13 protein-coding genes and 3 pseudogenes are annotated in these 16,441 nt (G+C 70.4%); 12 read left to right on the plus strand and 4 right to left on the minus strand.

Going from position 1 to position 16,441, the window contains the following annotated elements:
• Positions 1-402: 402 nt before the first annotated feature.
• Positions 403-1,320, minus strand: coding sequence for a helix-turn-helix domain-containing protein (locus ACFZA0_RS17960; RefSeq protein ID WP_391017333.1), 918 nt, complete (start codon positions 1,318-1,320; stop codon positions 403-405).
• A gap of 304 nt (positions 1,321-1,624) precedes the next feature.
• On the opposite strand from ACFZA0_RS17960, the gene ACFZA0_RS17965 reads away from it, so the two are divergent.
• The 3 genes and pseudogenes from ACFZA0_RS17965 to ACFZA0_RS17975 form a co-directional block, all read left to right on the plus strand.
• Complete coding sequence (locus ACFZA0_RS17965) at positions 1,625-2,509, plus strand: hypothetical protein (protein WP_391017336.1); 885 nt, start codon at positions 1,625-1,627, stop codon at positions 2,507-2,509.
• 95 nt (positions 2,510-2,604) lie between these two features.
• Positions 2,605-3,072 (plus strand): hypothetical protein, encoded by a 468-nt coding sequence (locus tag ACFZA0_RS17970; protein WP_391017339.1) that lies wholly within the window; start codon positions 2,605-2,607, stop codon positions 3,070-3,072.
• A gap of 45 nt (positions 3,073-3,117) precedes the next feature.
• A pseudogene (locus tag ACFZA0_RS17975) lies at positions 3,118-3,534 on the plus strand (transposase family protein); the annotation flags it as partial.
• Positions 3,535-3,578: 44 nt separating this feature from the next.
• Here the strand turns inward: ACFZA0_RS17975 and ACFZA0_RS17980 are convergent.
• A complete protein-coding gene (locus tag ACFZA0_RS17980) occupies positions 3,579-4,979 on the minus strand; it encodes an MFS transporter (protein WP_391017341.1) in 1,401 nt (466 codons plus the stop codon).
• 65 nt (positions 4,980-5,044) lie between these two features.
• Between ACFZA0_RS17980 and ACFZA0_RS17985 the strand changes: the two genes are divergently transcribed.
• The 3 genes and pseudogenes from ACFZA0_RS17985 to ACFZA0_RS17995 form a co-directional block, all read left to right on the plus strand.
• Entirely contained in the window at positions 5,045-5,443 is a 399-nt protein-coding gene (locus ACFZA0_RS17985; protein ID WP_391017343.1) for a winged helix-turn-helix transcriptional regulator, read from the plus strand.
• Positions 5,440-5,737, plus strand: a pseudogene (locus tag ACFZA0_RS17990) (Lrp/AsnC family transcriptional regulator); the annotation flags it as partial. The gene ACFZA0_RS17985 and the pseudogene ACFZA0_RS17990, both read left to right, overlap by 4 nt.
• 147 nt (positions 5,738-5,884) lie before the next feature.
• A pseudogene (locus ACFZA0_RS17995) lies at positions 5,885-6,025 on the plus strand (IS5/IS1182 family transposase); the annotation flags it as partial.
• A gap of 128 nt (positions 6,026-6,153) precedes the next feature.
• Here the strand turns inward: ACFZA0_RS17995 and ACFZA0_RS18000 are convergent.
• Positions 6,154-7,317 carry an alpha/beta fold hydrolase gene (locus ACFZA0_RS18000; protein WP_391017346.1) on the minus strand — a complete coding sequence of 388 codons (1,164 nt, stop codon included), beginning with the start codon at positions 7,315-7,317 and terminating at the stop codon, positions 6,154-6,156.
• Positions 7,318-7,414: 97 nt separating this feature from the next.
• Here ACFZA0_RS18000 and ACFZA0_RS18005 point away from each other — a divergent pair, with 97 nt between their 5' ends.
• Positions 7,415-8,014 (plus strand): TetR family transcriptional regulator, encoded by a 600-nt coding sequence (locus ACFZA0_RS18005; RefSeq protein ID WP_391017349.1) that lies wholly within the window; start codon positions 7,415-7,417, stop codon positions 8,012-8,014.
• Positions 8,015-8,069: 55 nt separating this feature from the next.
• Here ACFZA0_RS18005 and ACFZA0_RS18010 read toward each other — a convergent pair whose 3' ends face one another.
• A complete protein-coding gene (locus ACFZA0_RS18010) occupies positions 8,070-9,011 on the minus strand; it encodes a helix-turn-helix domain-containing protein (protein ID WP_391017352.1) in 942 nt (313 codons plus the stop codon).
• A 175-nt stretch (positions 9,012-9,186) separates the two neighbouring features.
• Here ACFZA0_RS18010 and ACFZA0_RS18015 point away from each other — a divergent pair, with 175 nt between their 5' ends.
• The 5 genes from ACFZA0_RS18015 (at position 9,187) to ACFZA0_RS18035 (ending at position 16,368) form a co-directional block, all read left to right on the plus strand.
• The gene (locus tag ACFZA0_RS18015; protein ID WP_391017355.1) at positions 9,187-9,879 is read left to right on the plus strand and encodes an SDR family NAD(P)-dependent oxidoreductase; all 693 of its coding nucleotides are present in this window, start codon (positions 9,187-9,189) and stop codon (positions 9,877-9,879) included.
• Between the two features lie 329 nt (positions 9,880-10,208).
• A complete protein-coding gene (locus ACFZA0_RS18020) occupies positions 10,209-10,841 on the plus strand; it encodes a DUF6461 domain-containing protein (RefSeq protein ID WP_391017357.1) in 633 nt (210 codons plus the stop codon).
• A gap of 612 nt (positions 10,842-11,453) precedes the next feature.
• Positions 11,454-11,810, plus strand: coding sequence for an SsgA family sporulation/cell division regulator (locus ACFZA0_RS18025; RefSeq protein ID WP_391017359.1), 357 nt, complete (start codon positions 11,454-11,456; stop codon positions 11,808-11,810).
• Positions 11,811-11,977: 167 nt separating this feature from the next.
• Complete coding sequence (locus tag ACFZA0_RS18030) at positions 11,978-13,081, plus strand: MFS transporter (protein WP_391017361.1); 1,104 nt, start codon at positions 11,978-11,980, stop codon at positions 13,079-13,081.
• A 374-nt stretch (positions 13,082-13,455) separates the two neighbouring features.
• A complete protein-coding gene (locus ACFZA0_RS18035; RefSeq protein ID WP_391017365.1) occupies positions 13,456-16,368 on the plus strand; it encodes an AAA family ATPase in 2,913 nt (970 codons plus the stop codon).
• Positions 16,369-16,441: the final 73 nt, after the last annotated feature.

Genomic DNA, 16,441 nt, shown 5'->3' on the forward strand with positions numbered 1-16,441 from the left:
TGCGTTCCCCGGTGGTGCAGTTTTTCGTCACCTGTGAGCATCCGTCGGCGGCGGGGCCTCGGGCTGACGCCCGCCGTCATTGGTGAACTCCTGCCAGAAATAGGCTAGTTGGGGCAAGGGCGCCCACCGAACGACACTCGCCGCGCGTCCTGCCGGACGCGGGGACCGGGAAAAGCATCCGGCTCCGCGCGGCGAAGTCCCGGTGGCGACGCCGACGATGGCCTCGGTGGTGCCCCGTACCTCGCGCTCGCGGTTCCCGCGCTTCGGTACTACAGCCTCCTGCTGCTGGTCGCTTGGCCGGCGCTGCTTCGGACGGCTTGATGAAATCGGACTCGGACCCGGACCCGGTCACGTTGTTGCCGGTCTTTGACGCACCGCCACCGTGGCTGTGACGCCGTGGTGTCACCTGCGGCGCAGGTCGCTGACGGTTTCGCCGAACTCGTGTTTCAGGGCCCTACCGAGGTGCTTCGGGTCATGCACTCCCCATCGTGCCGCGATCGCCGCTGTGGAGACGCCGGAGGAGGCGGGGTCGAGGAGGTCCCGGCGGATGCGCAGCAGGCGTTCGTGCCGGACCCACGCGGCGAAGGTCAGGTCATTGCCTTTGAACAGAACGTGCAGGTGCCGGACGGAGATGCGGTGCCGGCGCGCGACCTGCTCCGCGGTGAGCCGGGAGTCGCCGAGGTGGGCAAGCGCGTAGGCGCGGATGCGGTCGACGAGGCCGCTGACGACGGGAGCCGCCTCCGGGGCGGTGTCGGCGAAAGCGGCGAGGAGGAGCGCAGTGAGTGCGTCCGCCACGTGCGTGCGTGACACATCACGACAGGGGAAGTCCTCGCTGACCGCGGACAGTGCGTGGCTGAGGAGCCCACCGATCCCGCCCGCTCCCGGCAGGGGGAGCGCCGTGCGTCGGCCGATGGAGTTCGCGTACCTGCCGAGACTCGCACGGGGAACGCAGAGGACCGTCATGTCACTGGCATCGGCACCGATGAGCCGGTAGGGCCGGGTGCCGTCACAGGCGAACAGTTCACCGGGTCTCACCGTCGTGGTCCGGTCAGCCTGGACCGCCGTGAGGGAACCGTGGTGATGCAGATTGAAGTGCATCCACTCCACGTCGCTCGAGGTGATGCTGCGGTTGTCCCGCGTCACGACGGCGGGCGTGGCCCTGACGCGAGCGACGACCATGGGTCCGACGGCTGTGTGGCCGACCGTGGCTTCGAACCCCTTCGGGTCAGGATGTGTCACCCGCAGCGGGGCGAACAGGGCCGAGGCCACTGCCTCGAACGACTCGGTTCCTCGTAAGCGGGAACTCCTGCAGACCGTCATGCCGCTGCCCCCTGTTCGCACAGGAACCCTACAGCCGCGCGCGTCGTGGACTGTGCGCGAACTGGGGAGTGACTGTGCGCTTGTTGGTGCTCCTCGGACGCGGCCCCCTCCTACGGTCGTTGTGCCGGAGGGCATCCGGCCCTCTGTGTGGCTTGAGCAGCCGTACACGCCAGTTCGACGTCGCCCCGGGAGCATGCCGTTGAAGCGCACCGACGCCCCACACCGGACGGTGGGACCAACTGGATGCAGCACGCGACGCGCGGTCACCGCCGCGGGCACGACGGCGCTGCTTGCCTCGCTCGCCTTGACCGGTTGCACGGCGGACACCGACGCGGCCCGTCGCACCACGCCGGCCGCGAAGGCCGAGGCCACCGCGCCCGGGAGACAGCTCACCTACGCCCAGGAGTTGCGGATCTCCGACGCCGAGCAGCACTTGATCACAAACTGCATGAGAAGGCAGGGCTTCCGCTTCTGGGAGGGGAAGCCGCTGAGCCTGGAGGAGAGCCGTCCGGTCGGCTATGTCCAGGACGACGTCGACTGGGCCCGCAGCCACGGCTACGGCAGCCGGATCATGGCGAAGGAGGACCGCGCCCGCCGGGACAACCCCAATATCGCCTATCGCAAGTCCCTTTCGCGTGCGCGCCGGAAGGCGTACGACATCGCGATGGACGGCGGCCGGGACGCCGTGGAACTGAAGTCGCGGCTGCCGACCGGTGGCACGGTCACCAAGCTCTCCGGCGGATGCGCCGGCCGGGCCGAGAAGGTGTTGTACGGCGATCCCGCGGCATGGTTCCGTTCCGACACCACCGTCAGCAACCTGCGGCCCCTTTACGTGGGAAAGCTGCTGCGCGACAGGGAGTTCAAGAGCGCGATCGCCGCCTGGTCGCGCTGTATGAGCAAGGCCGGCCGGTCGTTTCCCGACCCCGATTCGGCACGGCAGTCCACGCGCGAGCACAGCGCGGAGCAGACCCCGGCCGAGGAGGCCAGGACCTTCGCGAACGAGGTTCGGATCGCGGTCGCCGACGCCACCTGCGCCCGCTCCGTCTCCCTCCGCCCGATCGGCGAGCGGAGGGAGGCCCACTACATCGGCGACCTGACGGGCAAGTACGGGTCCGCCCTCGACGCCCATCGGCGGGTGCAGGAGGGCGCCTTGGAGCGCGCCGAGCGCATAGTGCCCGCCCGTACCTGATCCGCACCGCACCGCAGACCGGCGACGCCCTCGCGGACCGTCGCCCCGACTCACCCCGCCCCGGCCACGGGGCATGAGCAGAAAAGGAATTCGCCATGCGCAAACTGACTGTCTCCCTCGCCACCCTGGGCCTCGCGGCCTGCGGCCTCGCCGTCCCGGCCACCGCGCACGCAAGCTCCGGCTGCGCAGCGGAGTGGAACTACTACGGCCGTGACGGCTATGTCCGCGCCTGGGACGGTTACAACTGCAGCGGGTTGTACCTCGGCAACGACGTCGGCAGCGACCCTGACTGGGGCGACTCCTACGGTGAGTTCAAGGGCGCCGACGCGAACCGGGCGTCGTCCGTCATGAACAACGGTTACGTCGGCGGCAAGGACGTCGTCGCCTTCTACTACTACACGCAGTACGACGACAGCGCCTACGGCTGTCTCAAGCCGGGCGAGAAGTACGTGGACGACCTCAGCCGCGACTGGTTCACCAACATCGTGACGATGGACAACGAAATCGCGTCGCACGCCTGGGTGGCCGCGAGCGCCTGTGCCCCGGGCTCCTTCATAAGCTAGAGGTTGTCCCGTAACCCTTTTGGGCCGTTCCGCATTGGTCTGGTCGTGGGTGCTGTGATTACGGCCGCTGAGCCGGAGTGGATCGAGCCGTTCACGGGCTTGACGGTGCGTCAGTTCGCTGAACTGGTGGCGTTGGTGCGCGGTCGGGGCGGGGGTGTTCAGCGGGGGCTGCCGTGGCGTCTGCCGTTGGAGGAGCGGGTGCTGCTGGTGGCGACGTACTGGCGCACGAACCTGACGCTGCGGCAGGTGGTCCCGTTGTTCGGGGTCTCCAAGTCCGCGGCGGACCGGGTGCTGGACCACCTCGCGCCGCTGCTGGCGATCTCCCCGGCCCCGCGTCCGCGCAAGGACACGGTGCTGATCGTCGACGGCACCCTGGTGCCCACCCGCGACCGGACCGTCGCCGCCTCCAGCAAGAACTACCGGTACTCCACCAACCAGCAGGTCGTCATCGACGCCAACAGCAGCCCCTTGCGGTGCCTGCGCCGCAGGTGATCCGGGCTGTGCCGTCATCCCTTACGGGGGCTGTGAATACCGGCTACGGCGGTGAGCAGCCCCGCGAGCGCGATACCTGCGGCGGTGAGGAAGGCTGCTCGGTACCCGGCCAACGTGTTACCGCCGGCTGTGGCGGCGACGGTAGACAGGATCGCGAGGCCGAGCCCGCCTCCGACCTGGAGCGCGGTGTTGAACATGGCGCCGGCCAGTGCCTGCTCGTCGGGTCCCGTGTCGGACAGTGCGGTGATGTTCGCCGACACGAACGTCTGCGAAAGACCGACGATGAGGAGGATCAGGAGCGGCAGGATGACTGTCCAGTAGTTCGTTCGGGGGCCGACCAGGGAGAAGAGGGCAAGGCCGATGGTGTAACAGGTCAGACCGAACAGCATGAGTCGGCGTACACCCAGTCGCGGGACCAGGCGCCCCGCGACCAGAGGCAGGAGCGTGCCGCCGATGGCCAGAGGCAGGAAAGCTACACCCGTGGTGAGCGGACTGAAGCCGAGAGTGTTCTGCAGCAGGAGTGCGGCAAAGTAGTTCACGCCGACCCATCCCGCGTACATGAACACGGCGACCGCCAAGGCCGCAACGAGCTCTGGACGTTTCCACGCCGCCGGAGGGACGAGCGGTTGGGTCGCCCGGCGCTGCCAGGTCACGAAGCCGGCCAGGAGGGCCGCTGCGAGGGCTGCGGCCGCCCATCCGAGGCCATCGGCAACGCTCTTGCCGAGCTGGGTCAGGGCGAAGGAGAGTCCCAGCAGGCCGGCGGTCAGCAGTGCCGCACCGGGAAGATCCAGGCGACCTGGAGCGTGGTTCTGAGGGTCGTCTGCGGGGATCAGTGCGAGCACACCGGCGATGAGCGCGCCCGCCACCAGGACGTTCGTGGCGAACATCGCCCGCCACCCGATTGACCCCGCCAGCGCGCCACCGACGACCAGCCCGAACGCGAGCCCTACGCCGCCCATGGCACCGAACGCTCCCAGCGCACGCGACCGCCCCGGTTCCTCGTGCCACAGGGCGCCGATCAGCCCGAGTGCTGACGAGACCGTCACTGCCGCACCGGCCCCCTGTGCCGCGCGGGCCGCAACGGCGAGCAGCAGCGTGGGGGAGGCCCAGACCACCGCGGAGGCGGCGGCGAACAGCACCATCCCGCACAACAGCGCCCGGCGTCGCCCGTACAGGTCAGCGGCTCGCCCGGCCACCATCAGGAAACCGGCGAACATGAGGGAGTAGGCCGACACCATCCAGGAGAGCTGCCCGGGAGAGGCGTTCCAGTCCCGCGCCATCTCGGGCAGCGCCATGTTGACCGACGAGAGATTCATGATGTCGAGAGCCTGAGCGGTGCACAGGATGGCCAGTACTGCCCCGGAATTTTGCGCCTTCCGTCGGACAGGGACATGCACATATTGCGATGTAGTCACGCAGCCAGTTTCGGGAGTACAACACCGGCTGGGAAGTATGCACAACAAAGTGCCATACTATCCAGATGGATAGTGTCACTTCACGGCAACAGGTCGCCAAGGCTGCTGGGGCCGTCGCCCCACTGCAGTTGGAGCAAGGCTGCACAACCCGTCGAGTCTTCGACCTGGTCGCCGACAAGTGGATGCTGTCGATCCTGTGCGTGCTGTCCGAAGGGACGGCTCGCTACAGTGCGCTGCAGCGAGCCATCGTCGGAATCACGCCCAAGGTCCTCACTCAGCACCTTCGCTCGCTTGAGAGCAACGGCTTGCTGAGCCGCACTGTCTATCCGGTCGTCCCCCCACACGTTGAGTACGAACTCACGGACCTCGGACGATCCCTCAGGCAAGCTCTACAACCTCTGCTGGTATGGGGCGAATCCCATCTCGATGAAGTCGAGCAAGCTCAGAGCGCACGTAAGCGGTGACCTCTGGTCAGGTGGCTTCGATCCGCTCGGTGGCGGAGCGGGTACACGTCTCGCGGGCGAACGCCCGCAGCCGGATCGCGCGGCTGGTGGAGACGGTGTGATCCGGGGGTTCGCGGCGCGGGTGGACCATGAGCGGGCGGGGCTCGGGGCGAGCGCGTACATCACGCTGCGGATCGTGCGGAACTCCTGGCGCACCGTGCGGGGCCAGCTGCCGGCGCTGCTGGGGTGGAGCACATCGCCCTGGTGGGCGGGCACTTCGACATGCTGCCGCTGGTCTTCGAGGAGAACGACCGCACTCCGTCGCCACTCGCGCCCGACTCCGCTGCCACAAACGGGGACGCAGGGCCCCTGCACGTCACCCACGTCATGTCCGGCAACACCTGAAGGATGCCCTGTATCCGTTGTCGGCTGGTGAGGGCGACGGAGAACGCCCTCCACCGCCGGGCGCGAGCCCGGGTGGAACACGCCCTGTCGCGGCTGAAGAACCGGAAGATCCTGCGGGACTGCCGGCTCGAGGGCAACGGCGTTCACCAGGCCATGCTCGGCATCGCCCGACTCCACAACCTGGCACTCACCGGGTAACCCGCACCCCATACGGGACAACCTCTGGGCACCTGTATTCGGGGCCGTCGGCCGGGCCGGGCCCAGACTCTCCCCGTGGCTTTCGGTGAGGAGCGTCGTGCCGGGGCCGGCCGCGTTCAGGTTGGTGGTCAGGAACGCAGGGGGCGCAGCCCGGTGCGGATCTCGCGGACCAGGATCTCCGGTTGTTCCAGGGCCGCGAAGTGCCCGCCCCTGTCGGCCTCGCCGTAGTGGATCACATTGCTGTAGGTGTCTTCGATCCAGCTGCGCGGCAGGAGCGGGATGTCCTTCGGGAAGACGGTCACCGCGACCGGAAGCGTCAGCTTCGGGCCGGCGAACGTGGCCGACCTGTTCTCCCAGTAGATGCGGCCGGAGGACGCCGCGCTGTTGGTGAACCAGTAGAGGGATATCGCGTCGAGCATGTCGTCCGTGCCAAGGACGTCCTCGGCGAGTCCGTGGTTGTCGGTCTTGGACTGGAACTTCTCGTAGATCCAGGCGGCCTGGCCGGCGGGGGAGTCCGCGAGGACGAATCCGACGGTCTCCGGCTTAGTGCCCTGGAGGTGGTTGGACCCGCCGAGATCGCCGGCGTACAGGGCGAGGGTCTCCACGGCGTGGCGCTCTTCGGACGACAGGGCGTCGGGAATCCGCTCGGGAAAGGCGTACTGGGTGTTCAGATGGATGCCGAGAAGTCCCTCCGGTCGCCCGGCCCCGAGGGCGGTGGTGACGACGGCCCCCCAGTCGCCACCCTGTGCGGCCCACTTGGTGTAGCCGAGACGCTTCATCAGTTCTCCCCACGCGTTCGCGATGCGCGACACGGTCCACCCGGTCGCCGTGGGCTTCTGGGAGAACCCGAATCCTGGGAGCGACGGGACGACGACGTCGAACGAGTCGGCGGCGTCCCCTCCGAACGAGACCGGATCGGTCAACGGGCCGATCAGCTTCAGGAAATCGAGGATCGACCCCGGCCATCCGTGGGTGAGTATCAGCGGCATCGCGTCGGGGTTCTTGGACTTGACGTGGATGAAGTGGATGTCCAGTCCGTCGATCTCGGTCAGGAACTGGGGGAAGCGGCGGAGCGCGGACTCAAGGCGCCCCCAGTCGTAGTGGTGCTGCCAGTGGTCGACCAGGGACCTGGCGTTCTCCACGCGAACCCCTTGCGACCAGTCGTTCACCGTTTCCGGATCCGGCCATCGCGTCCTGGCCAGTCGCTGCTTCACGTCGTCGATCTCCGCATCGGGGATCGAGACGGTGAACGGACGGACGAGGGTCGAGGCGGGGGGTGTCGGTGCGGTCATTGCCTTCTTCTCCCGGGCTTCTGAGGCGCGGCGCAACCTTCGTTGCACACCGGTGTGCAATCTAGTTCGTTGCACACCGGTGTGCAACAATGGCGCCGTGCCCACCGAGTCATCCCGCGTGCGCTCGACGAACGAGACACGCGACCGCATCCTCGACATCGCCCTCGGCGTACTGGGGGAGAACCCCGACGCCGGCATGGGCGACATCGCCGCCGCCGCCAGCGTGGTCCGTCGTACCGTCTACGGCCACTTCCCCTCGCGTCTCGCATTGGTACGGACGCTCACGGAACGGGCCGTCACCGAGATGACGGCCGTGCTCACCGAGGTCGCAGCCTCCGAAGCGGAGGCCGACGCGGCGTGGGCCGCATTCGTCGCCCGCCTGTGGCCGGTGGCGCACCGGTACCGGGTGCTGCTGGCCCTGCGCCGGGGCGAGTACGGCGAGGCGATCCACGGCCTGCTCGGGCCGTTCGACGAGCTCCTCGCCGACCTGGTGAAGCGGGGCCAGGACACCGGGGTGTTCGCCCAGCACCTGCCGGCGGCCATTCTGAGCCAGACCGCGTACGGCGTCGTGTTCGCTGTCGCGGACAGCGACCTGTCGGACGGGACCCTCGGCGTACGGGCGGCTTCGATCACGAGCCTGCTGATGCTGGGGGTCCCCGAGACTCGCGCAACCGCTCTGGTGGACGACCGGTCCTGACCCGCAGCACTCGGCGGAGCCACCGAACCGCCCCGTCGTGCGCGACCGCGCGGGGTCAGTGGGACGGGTGGACCGGTTCCGTGGGGGTTGCCCGCGGTGCCGTCCAACTGGCGAGGAGGCGGAGGCGGTGCTCCGAGGGGGTGCCCGGCTCGGCCGTGTAGACGAGCAGGTCGTGGACGGTCCGTCGCGGCAGCGGCAGGTCCAGCGAACGGAAGGTCATGTCCAGATGGCCGACGTCAGGATGGTTCAGCCGCTTGACGCCCTCGTGGCGGAGTCGGACATCGTGACGGGCCCACAGGGCGCGGAAGTCGGCGCTGTGCGTGGACAGTTCGCCGATCAGCTCGCGCAGGGCCCGGTCGTGGGGTTCGAGTCCGGCCTCGGCGCGGAGTACCGCGACGGTGGCCCGCGCGCCCTCCTCCCAGTCGACGAAGAAGTCGCGGGAGCCGGGGTCGAGGAAGAAGTAGCGGGACAGGTTGGCGCGGCCCCGGTCGGTGGTGGTGTCGCTGTCGAACATCGGTGAGTACAGGGCCCTGCACAGCGCGTTGCTCGCGACGATGTCCAGATGTCCGTCGCGTACGAAGGCCGGGGTCATCGTCATGCCGTCCAGCATCCACTGGACGGGGGCCGGGATGTCGACGTCCCTGCGGCGATGCGGCCTCCGGCGGGCCGGGCGGGCCGCTCTGGCGAGATCGAGCAGGTAGGCGTGTTCGTCCTCGTTGAGGGCCAGTGCCCGTGCGACCGCTTCCAGCACGTCCTCGGAGACGCCTCCGATGTGGCCCTTCTCCAGCCGCGTGTACCACTCGGTGCTCACGCCGGCGAGGGCCGCGACCTCCTCGCGCCGCAACCCCGGAACCCGGCGTCGTCCGCCGGTGGGCAGTCCGACCCCCTCCGGGGTGAGCCTGGCGCGTCGGCTGACGAGGAAGTCGCGGATGTCCGAGCGGTTGTCCGAGCGGTCGTCCGTGTGACTCCCGGTGCGGTTTCCGGGCGGCGGTTCCATGCGCCCACGGTACTCACGGACCGCCGACGTAGGGGGGTCGTGTTTGTACCCCCTGTGAACCCGACCTTGTTCGCCCCCGGCGGCGCCGGTTTCGTGAGGTCGGCGGACTTGACCGGCACTCCCTTCGCCGAGGGCCGCCGTCTGCCACCCCCGTCCACGCTTCAGGAGCATGCTCATGACCAGCAAGACCGTACTGATCACCGGCGCGACCAGCGGTATCGGTGCCCACACCGCGCGCTCGCTTCTCGACCGCGGCCACCGCGTGGCCGTCACCGGCCGCGACGAGGGAAAACTGAAGGCGTTCCTCGACGAGGCCGGCCGTCCCGAACGCCTGCTGGGCCTGGTCGCGGACGCGGCGGACTGGCAGGCCACCGAGTCGGCCGTGACCCGAACCGTGGCGCACTTCGGCGCACTTGACGCCGCGGTGGCCAACGCCGGCTTCATGTCCGGTGACACGATCGGGGCCGGTGATCCGACGCTGTGGTCGCCCATGGTCCTCACCAACGTCCTCGGTCCCGCCCTGCTGGCCCACGCCGCCCTGCCGCACCTTGAGGCCACGAGGGGACGGCTGGTGCTCATCGGCAGTGTCGCCGGACTGAAGAACTCTCCCGGCAACCTCTACTCGGCCACCAAGTGGGCCATCACCGGGCTCGCCGAGAACCTGCGCCTGCACGCCACGACCCGCGGTGTCGGCGTCACCCTCGTCAACCCCGGCACGGTCGACACCCCCTTCTGGCAGGGCGCCGGCGTTCCGCCCTTCGCCCTGTCTCCCCGACCCGTCGCCGACGCCGTCTGCTTCGCCCTCGACCAGCCGACGGGCGTCGACCTCAACACCCTGACCATCCGACCTGTCGGGCAGCCCGCCTGACCCCGCCCGGTGGGGGCCGGCGCAGAGGTGTACTCGTGGCCGGCGGCGTCTCCCTGGCGCCCTCGGCCTCGTCAGGAAGCGGCGCCGCTCAGGTCCTTGCGGGTCGGGATGGGGGCAGGATCGGAATGGGGTCAACAGGGCTGCCGTGCGTGGGAGTTGAGACGTCCAGAGCTTCTCCGGCCGGTTGCCCTCCAGGGAGTGCGTCGGGCTGCCGCGCGAAGGGAGGACGGCCGGGGTGCGGAGCCCTTGACGGCGATCACTGGACGGGCGGACTGTAGCTGTTCGATCATGCTTCGTCGTGCGATCGGACAGATCTTCAAGGAGGCGGGATGGTGGTCTCGGCGGGTGCCGGCTACTCCTCGGACTGGGTGAGCGGGGCCGGGCTGGACATCGAAGAGGGCTACTGCGTCACCCTGGTACGTGGAGTGGGGCCGCGTGAGGCGCTGCACCGTCTGGGTGTCGGCGACGCGGCCATCCGGACCGCCACGTGGTCCGAGTTCACGGCTGAGCGGCGTGCGTGTGCGTCTGCCCGCATCCTCCCTGGTGTTGCCGCGGCGTTTGTCGTCGGTGAGTACGTCGTCCTGGTCGAGGACGTCGGTTACCGGGGGCACCTGCCGGAGTGGGCAGGGCCGGTGTCCCGGGGCACGGTGGCCGCCAACGTCTATCTCAGCCCCACCAGTCTCAGGGAGGAACTGCGCGTCTTCCGGGACGGTGAACAAGTGGCCTTCATCGACGGCGACGACCCAGAGGCTGTCGAGGGCCGGGATGGGGAGATGGCGGGTCGGCTCATCGAGCTGACTTTCGACGCCCTCAAGCCCTGGGACGAGGGTGACCCCGCACCTGAGGGCCTCGACGACGGGCGGGTGGACCTGCTTCAGGTCGCCTGCGACTACTTCGGGTTGCAACCGGCGGCAGCGGACATCAGCGGGCCCGTACTCGGGGCACTCGTGGAATACCGCTGAACTCCACCGGGATCAGGGCCAGTCACCGTCGAACGGCCGGCTCTCCGGGATCGCCCGCACGATCCCGGAGAGCCGCTGCCTCGTACCGTCCCAGCCCTGCTGTGCGCCCGGACGAGTGCAACCGTCGTCCGGTCGACCCCATGACCACGTCAGTTCCCGCGCCCGCCGAGATGGGTGCCGCGGGATCCCGCTGACACCCGCCCGGTCGGGCGGTCGGCCGGACCTGGCCGTGCAATCTGCTGCGTACGAGTCGGAGACTCCTGTCCGGCCGAGTCCCGCCTGATCTCGTCCGTTCCGGTCCGGCCTTCGACGAGGTGCGGTCGTCGAGGCGTAGTCAGACGACCAATGCCCTCCCGGCCGGAGCTTGGGCAGGCTGGTGGTCCTGCCGGGATGTCAGGACGTCGAGCAGCCCGGCCTCGTGAAACGCAAAACCACTGGCAGGCCCCGGCCCTCGTCCTGCGACGAACCCCCGGACTGGTCAGGAAGGGAAACTCTCAGATGGATCACCAGCCCATGGAACAGTCGGGAGAGGCGGGTTGCCCGCCCTCCGAGGCTTGCCACCGCACCGAATTGCTGACGATTCTGCGGCTGTTGACGGGTTTCCGTGCACACGTGCCGGTCGACTGCCGGTTCTCGTACCGCGCCGACGATCCCTTCGTCGTCCGTCTGGACCTCCTTGTCGCTCCGCGGACACACGTCTCCTGGGTGGTGGGACGGGACCTGCTGCGCGCCGGCACGCAGCATCTCAGCGGGATGGCCGACGTCAAGGTCTGGCCTTCCCGTGTACCGGCGGGCCGCCCCGGTCTGCACTTCAGGCTGAGCAGGCCCCACGGTCGCGCGACCTTCACGGCCGACCTCGCAGTGGTGCGGGAGTGGCTGGAGGAGACCTACGACATGGTGCCGGCGGGCAGCGAGGCTGCCTTCCTGAACTGGTCGGTCGTCGACCAGAGTCTGCCGCCGGTCGCGTGAGCGCGCCGAAAGCGGGACGTCCCTCCTCCCGGGCGGTCCCGGGCAGCGTGTTGCGTGCGCGGTCGGTGCTCACGCGTTCTGCGCGTTCCGCCCGGACGGCACCCGTTCCCGCCCCCGGGGGAGACGCCCCGCCGGGTGGCTGGCCCGCAGTGGCGTCCGTGGCGACGGTGTCGTTCGTTCTGGTGCTCTCCGAGTTCCTGCCCGTGGGTCTGCTCCCGGCCATCGGCCAGGGCCTGCACACGGACACGGGTACGGCGGGACTGGTCGTGGTGGCTCCCGGTCTCGCGGCGGCGGTTGCCGCACCGCTCCTCACCCGGGCATCCGGCAGGCTGGACCGGCGGCCCGTCCTCCTGGTGCTGGCGGCGCTGATCACGATCTCCGACGCACTCGCCGCCCTGGCCCCCGACCTGCCGGTCATGCTTGCCGCGCGTCTGCTCCTCGGCCTCGGCGTCGGCGGATTCTGGGCCATGGGGGCCGGGGTCGGTGTCCGCCTCGTGCCTCCCGCGTCCGCGAATCGCGCCACTGCCCTGACGACCGCGGGCATTTCGGCCGGGACCGTCGTCAGTCTCCCGCTCGGTTCCCTGATCGGGCTGGTCGCGAACTGGAGAGCCGCGTTCGTCGTTGCGGCAGCCGCGGCGCTGGTTTCCCTGCTCCTGCTGAACTTCGCCCTGCCGGCGCTCGGACCCACCGCCCCGTCCCGTTACGAGACCCTGACGGCCGTCCTGCGCAACCGTCCTATCAGACGGAGTCTCCTCGTCGTGGCCCTCGTCTTCTTCGGTCACTTCGCCGCGTACACCTACATCACCCCGCACCTGCAGCGGCAGGCGCACTTCGGCCCGAGCGCGGTCACCGCGGCGCTGCTCGGCTACGGTCTGGCCGGACTTGCCGGAAACTTCCTCGCCGGGCAGGCCGTCGGCCGGTCGTCGCGCGGGGTGCTGCTCGTCGCCGCCGCGATCCTGGCTGTCGCGGTGTTGCTGCTGACCCGTGTGCACGACGGGCCCCTCGTGGTGATCCTGGTCCTCGCCTGGGGCGGCGCGTTCGGGGCGGTGCCCCTCGCGGGGCAGGCCCGCGTCATGGAACTTGCCGGGGCCGGTCCGGAGACGGCCCTCGCGCTGCTGGTCACGGCCTCGCAGACGTTCCTCGCGGCGGGCTCGTTCACCGGCGGCCTGCTGACCGGTCACGCGGGCACCCGCGCGGCCTTTGCCACGGGAGCCGTCGTCGTGCTCCTCAGCATGGCCGTACCGGTGGGCCGACGACGCATCGGCGCGTAGTCGCCCGCCCGGCCCCGGACTGCCTCCGACCCGGGCGGGCACGACCGGGCCAGGACGAGCCGAAATGCCGCAGAACTTCGTGCTCTGTTCCTGGTCTTCCCAAGTGCCCCGGACGAAAGTGGTCGTGCGAAGGCCGCTTTCGTCTTCCGCGGTGGGAATGCCCTGGGTTCGCCCGGCCGCACCTGTCCGCGCAAGGAGCACCGATGCTCGGAGACCGCCTCAGCGCCACGGCAGGTCACGAGTACGGGTATGCCGACTCGACGACCTCCTGGCCCGTCCGCCGCTGTGACGGACGGGCACCGCGCCGACGCGACAGCGGCGTGGGAGGACGTGCTGCGAAGGAAGCAGCCGCATGGGCATAGGGGTTACGGCGAGTGTCGATCAGAAGCGCGCAGGACACGGTGGAGACACCGGTGTTGGTGGGGCGAGACGCCGAGATACGCAGGCTGGAACAGTGGGTCGATCGCCTGGCGGCCGGGGACCGGGCCGGTGCGGCAGGTGACCCTCCGCGGGGACCGCTCGGCGAGGACGCCCACCTGCTGATGGTCGGCGATCCGGGGGTGGGCAAGAGTGCCCTGGCCGCGCACGCGGCCGGTCGGGCGCGCGCGGCGGGACTGACGGTCGTACGGCTGGTGGGTCTGCGGAGCGAGTGCGACCTCGCCTTCTCCGTTCTGCACCAACTCGTGGATCAGCTGGCCGGACACCTGGAGCGGCTGTCGCCCCACCAGGTGGAAGTACTGGAACGGGCACTCACCCGCAGGCACGGCGAGCGGCCCGACAGACTGAGCGTGTCCGACGCGGTCCTCGACCTGATGCGCCGCGCGGCCCGGGAACGCCCCTTCGTCGTGCTGGCAGAGGACATCCACTGGGTCGACGTGCCCAGCGCCGAGGTGCTCACCTTTCTGCTGCGCCGGCTCGGCGACGTCGGACCGCGGTTCTTGCTGGCGGCCCGCACCGGACGTACCTCGCCGATCGACACGAGGGACGCCCTGCGGATGAACGTCCCGGCGCTGGAGTCCGGAGCGGCGCGTGCACTGCTCGACCTCCGCCACCCGGGGCTGCACGAGCAGGTGCGGCGTCGTGTGCTGACGGAGGCGCGGGGAAATGCCCTCGCCCTGGTGGAGTTCCCCGCGCACCTGACGGCGGGTCAACGCGAGGGATCGCAGGAACTCCCCGTGTGCCTGCCGTTCGGTCCGGGTCTGGACGACGCTTTCGCCGAACCGGTGAGGCAGTTGGACGCTGCTGCCCGTACGGCGCTGCTGACCGTGGCCCTGGCCGGAGAGGACGTTCGCGACCTTGCCTGCCTGCGCGTGGCGATGGCGGGTGCCGGAGAGCCCTGGGAGGAGGAATGCCTGACCCGGGCCGCCGACAGCGGTCTGATCGACCTCGACCCCCTTGCCGATCGGCTGACGTTCCGTCACCCGCTGTTCCGCGCTGCCGTGTTGTCCACCTCGCCCCGTGGTTGGCACCGCGCCGCCCATGCGCGCCTGGGCGTGGCGGAAGTCGGGGGACCGGACCGACGCGCCTGGCATCTGGCCCAGGCGGCCGACCACCCGGACGAGTCCCTCGCGGGCGGCCTCGCCGCGGCGGCTCAGCGGATGCTGGCGCGTGGCGAGGGCGCCCAGGCCGCCGCCGCTCTGTGGCGCGCGGCGGAACTGAGCGGCGAGGAGGCGGCGCGCGCCCGGCGCCTGGAGGGCTCCGCCCTGGCCGCAGGCCGGGTGCGGCTGATGGACACCACGCAGCGGGCCCTGGACCGGGGCGTCCCGAGTACGCCGGAGGGCAGGACGGCCGCCGGTTATGTGATGGTCCACCGCGACGGTGACGCGGACGGGGCCTTCCGCGCTCTCGCTCCTCTGCTCAGTGATCGTGTTCGGGCGTCGTCCGTGCACGAGGCGATGCCCTCCCGCCTCGCGTCGGGCGACGCCGCCGTGCCGGAGCCGACCTCACGGGAGCAGTCACCGCGGGAGCAGTCTCAGCAGGAGCGGACCCCGCTGGACGAGCCCTTCTACCTGCTTCTCGACGCCGCCGCGTGGACGGACCGCCCCGCGCTGTGGGCCCGGCTGCACGGCTGGCTCGGGCATGTCTCGCCCGCCGCGCGGATCTGCTTCGACGCGATGAACAACCCCGCCGCGGCGACCCGGGACGTCCGCCTCGCGCTGGACCGGCACAGCGCGTCGTTGCGGCCCGACGCCCCCGCGCCGGAGATCGAGGGCCTTGTCCGGGCGAGCGTCGCCCTGGACTGCTTCAGCGGCCACGACGGTGCGTGGCGAACCATGCTGGGCGCCCCCTTCGAGAACAGCCCCGCCGTCCTTCTCGCACGCTGCTACGACGCGTACCAGCGGGGCGACTGGCAGTCCGCCTGGACGTCCTCGCAGAGCGGACGGCTCCGCGCCGAGGAACGGCTCGACTTCCACAACGCCGCGCTCTTCGACTGCGTGGCGGCGCTGGTGGCCGCCGGACGCGGGGACGAGGAGGCGATGGCGCGGTCCCACGACCGCATCCGTGCCTTCGCCGCCCCGCGGCAGATCGACCTGCTGGCGTCCGCCGTGCCCGAGACCCTGGCGCGGGCCGCTGCCGGACGCGGCGACTTCGACGAGGCGTACATACAGGCCGTCGCCTGCACGGCACCGGGCCGGCTGCCACTGGCCGCCCCCTACGCCCAGCGCGCCTTCCTGGACCTGGTCGAGGCCGCCGTGCGCACCGGCCGCACGCGCGAGGCACGCCTGCACCTCGAAGCCGGGCAGGCCGCGGGGATCGACGGCATCTCCGTCCGCCACCGACTGCTGCTCGGCATCTGCTCGGCCCTGCTCGCCGACGACGCGTCGGCCGATCTCCTCTACCGGGAGGCGCTGGGGCTGCCGGGTGCCGCCCAGTGGGCCTGGGAGCACGCGCGCGGGCAGCTCTGGTACGGCGAGTGGCTGCGACGGCGCCGGGCGAACACGGCGGCGCGACCCCATCTGACCGCGGCTGCCGCTGCCTACGACCGGCTGGGGGCGGCACGGTGGGCGGGACGGGCACGAGAAGAGCTGCGCCTGACCGGGGTCGCCGTGTCCGCGGCCGAGCGGGGGAGGACCGGGGCGATCACCCCACAGGAACTGCGGATCGCGGAGCTCGCGGCCGGCGGACTGTCCAACAAGGAGATAGCCCGGCGCCTGAACATCTCCTCGCACACCGCCGCAGCTCACCTGTACCGCGTCTTCCCCAAGCTCGGAGTCACCTCCAGGGCCGCCCTGCGGGACGCTCTGCGCGATGCCGGGTACGCGGTCCCGGTCCCGCAGGCCCCGTGAGCCGCGCAGGTCCGCACGACCGGCGCGTGCGGACCGCCCTCGGGGGCGCGGCTCGCCCGGCGGAAGGATCCAG

Source organism: Streptomyces sp. NPDC008150, from assembly GCF_042956945.1.
Classification (GTDB): Bacteria; Actinomycetota; Actinomycetes; order Streptomycetales; family Streptomycetaceae; genus Streptomyces.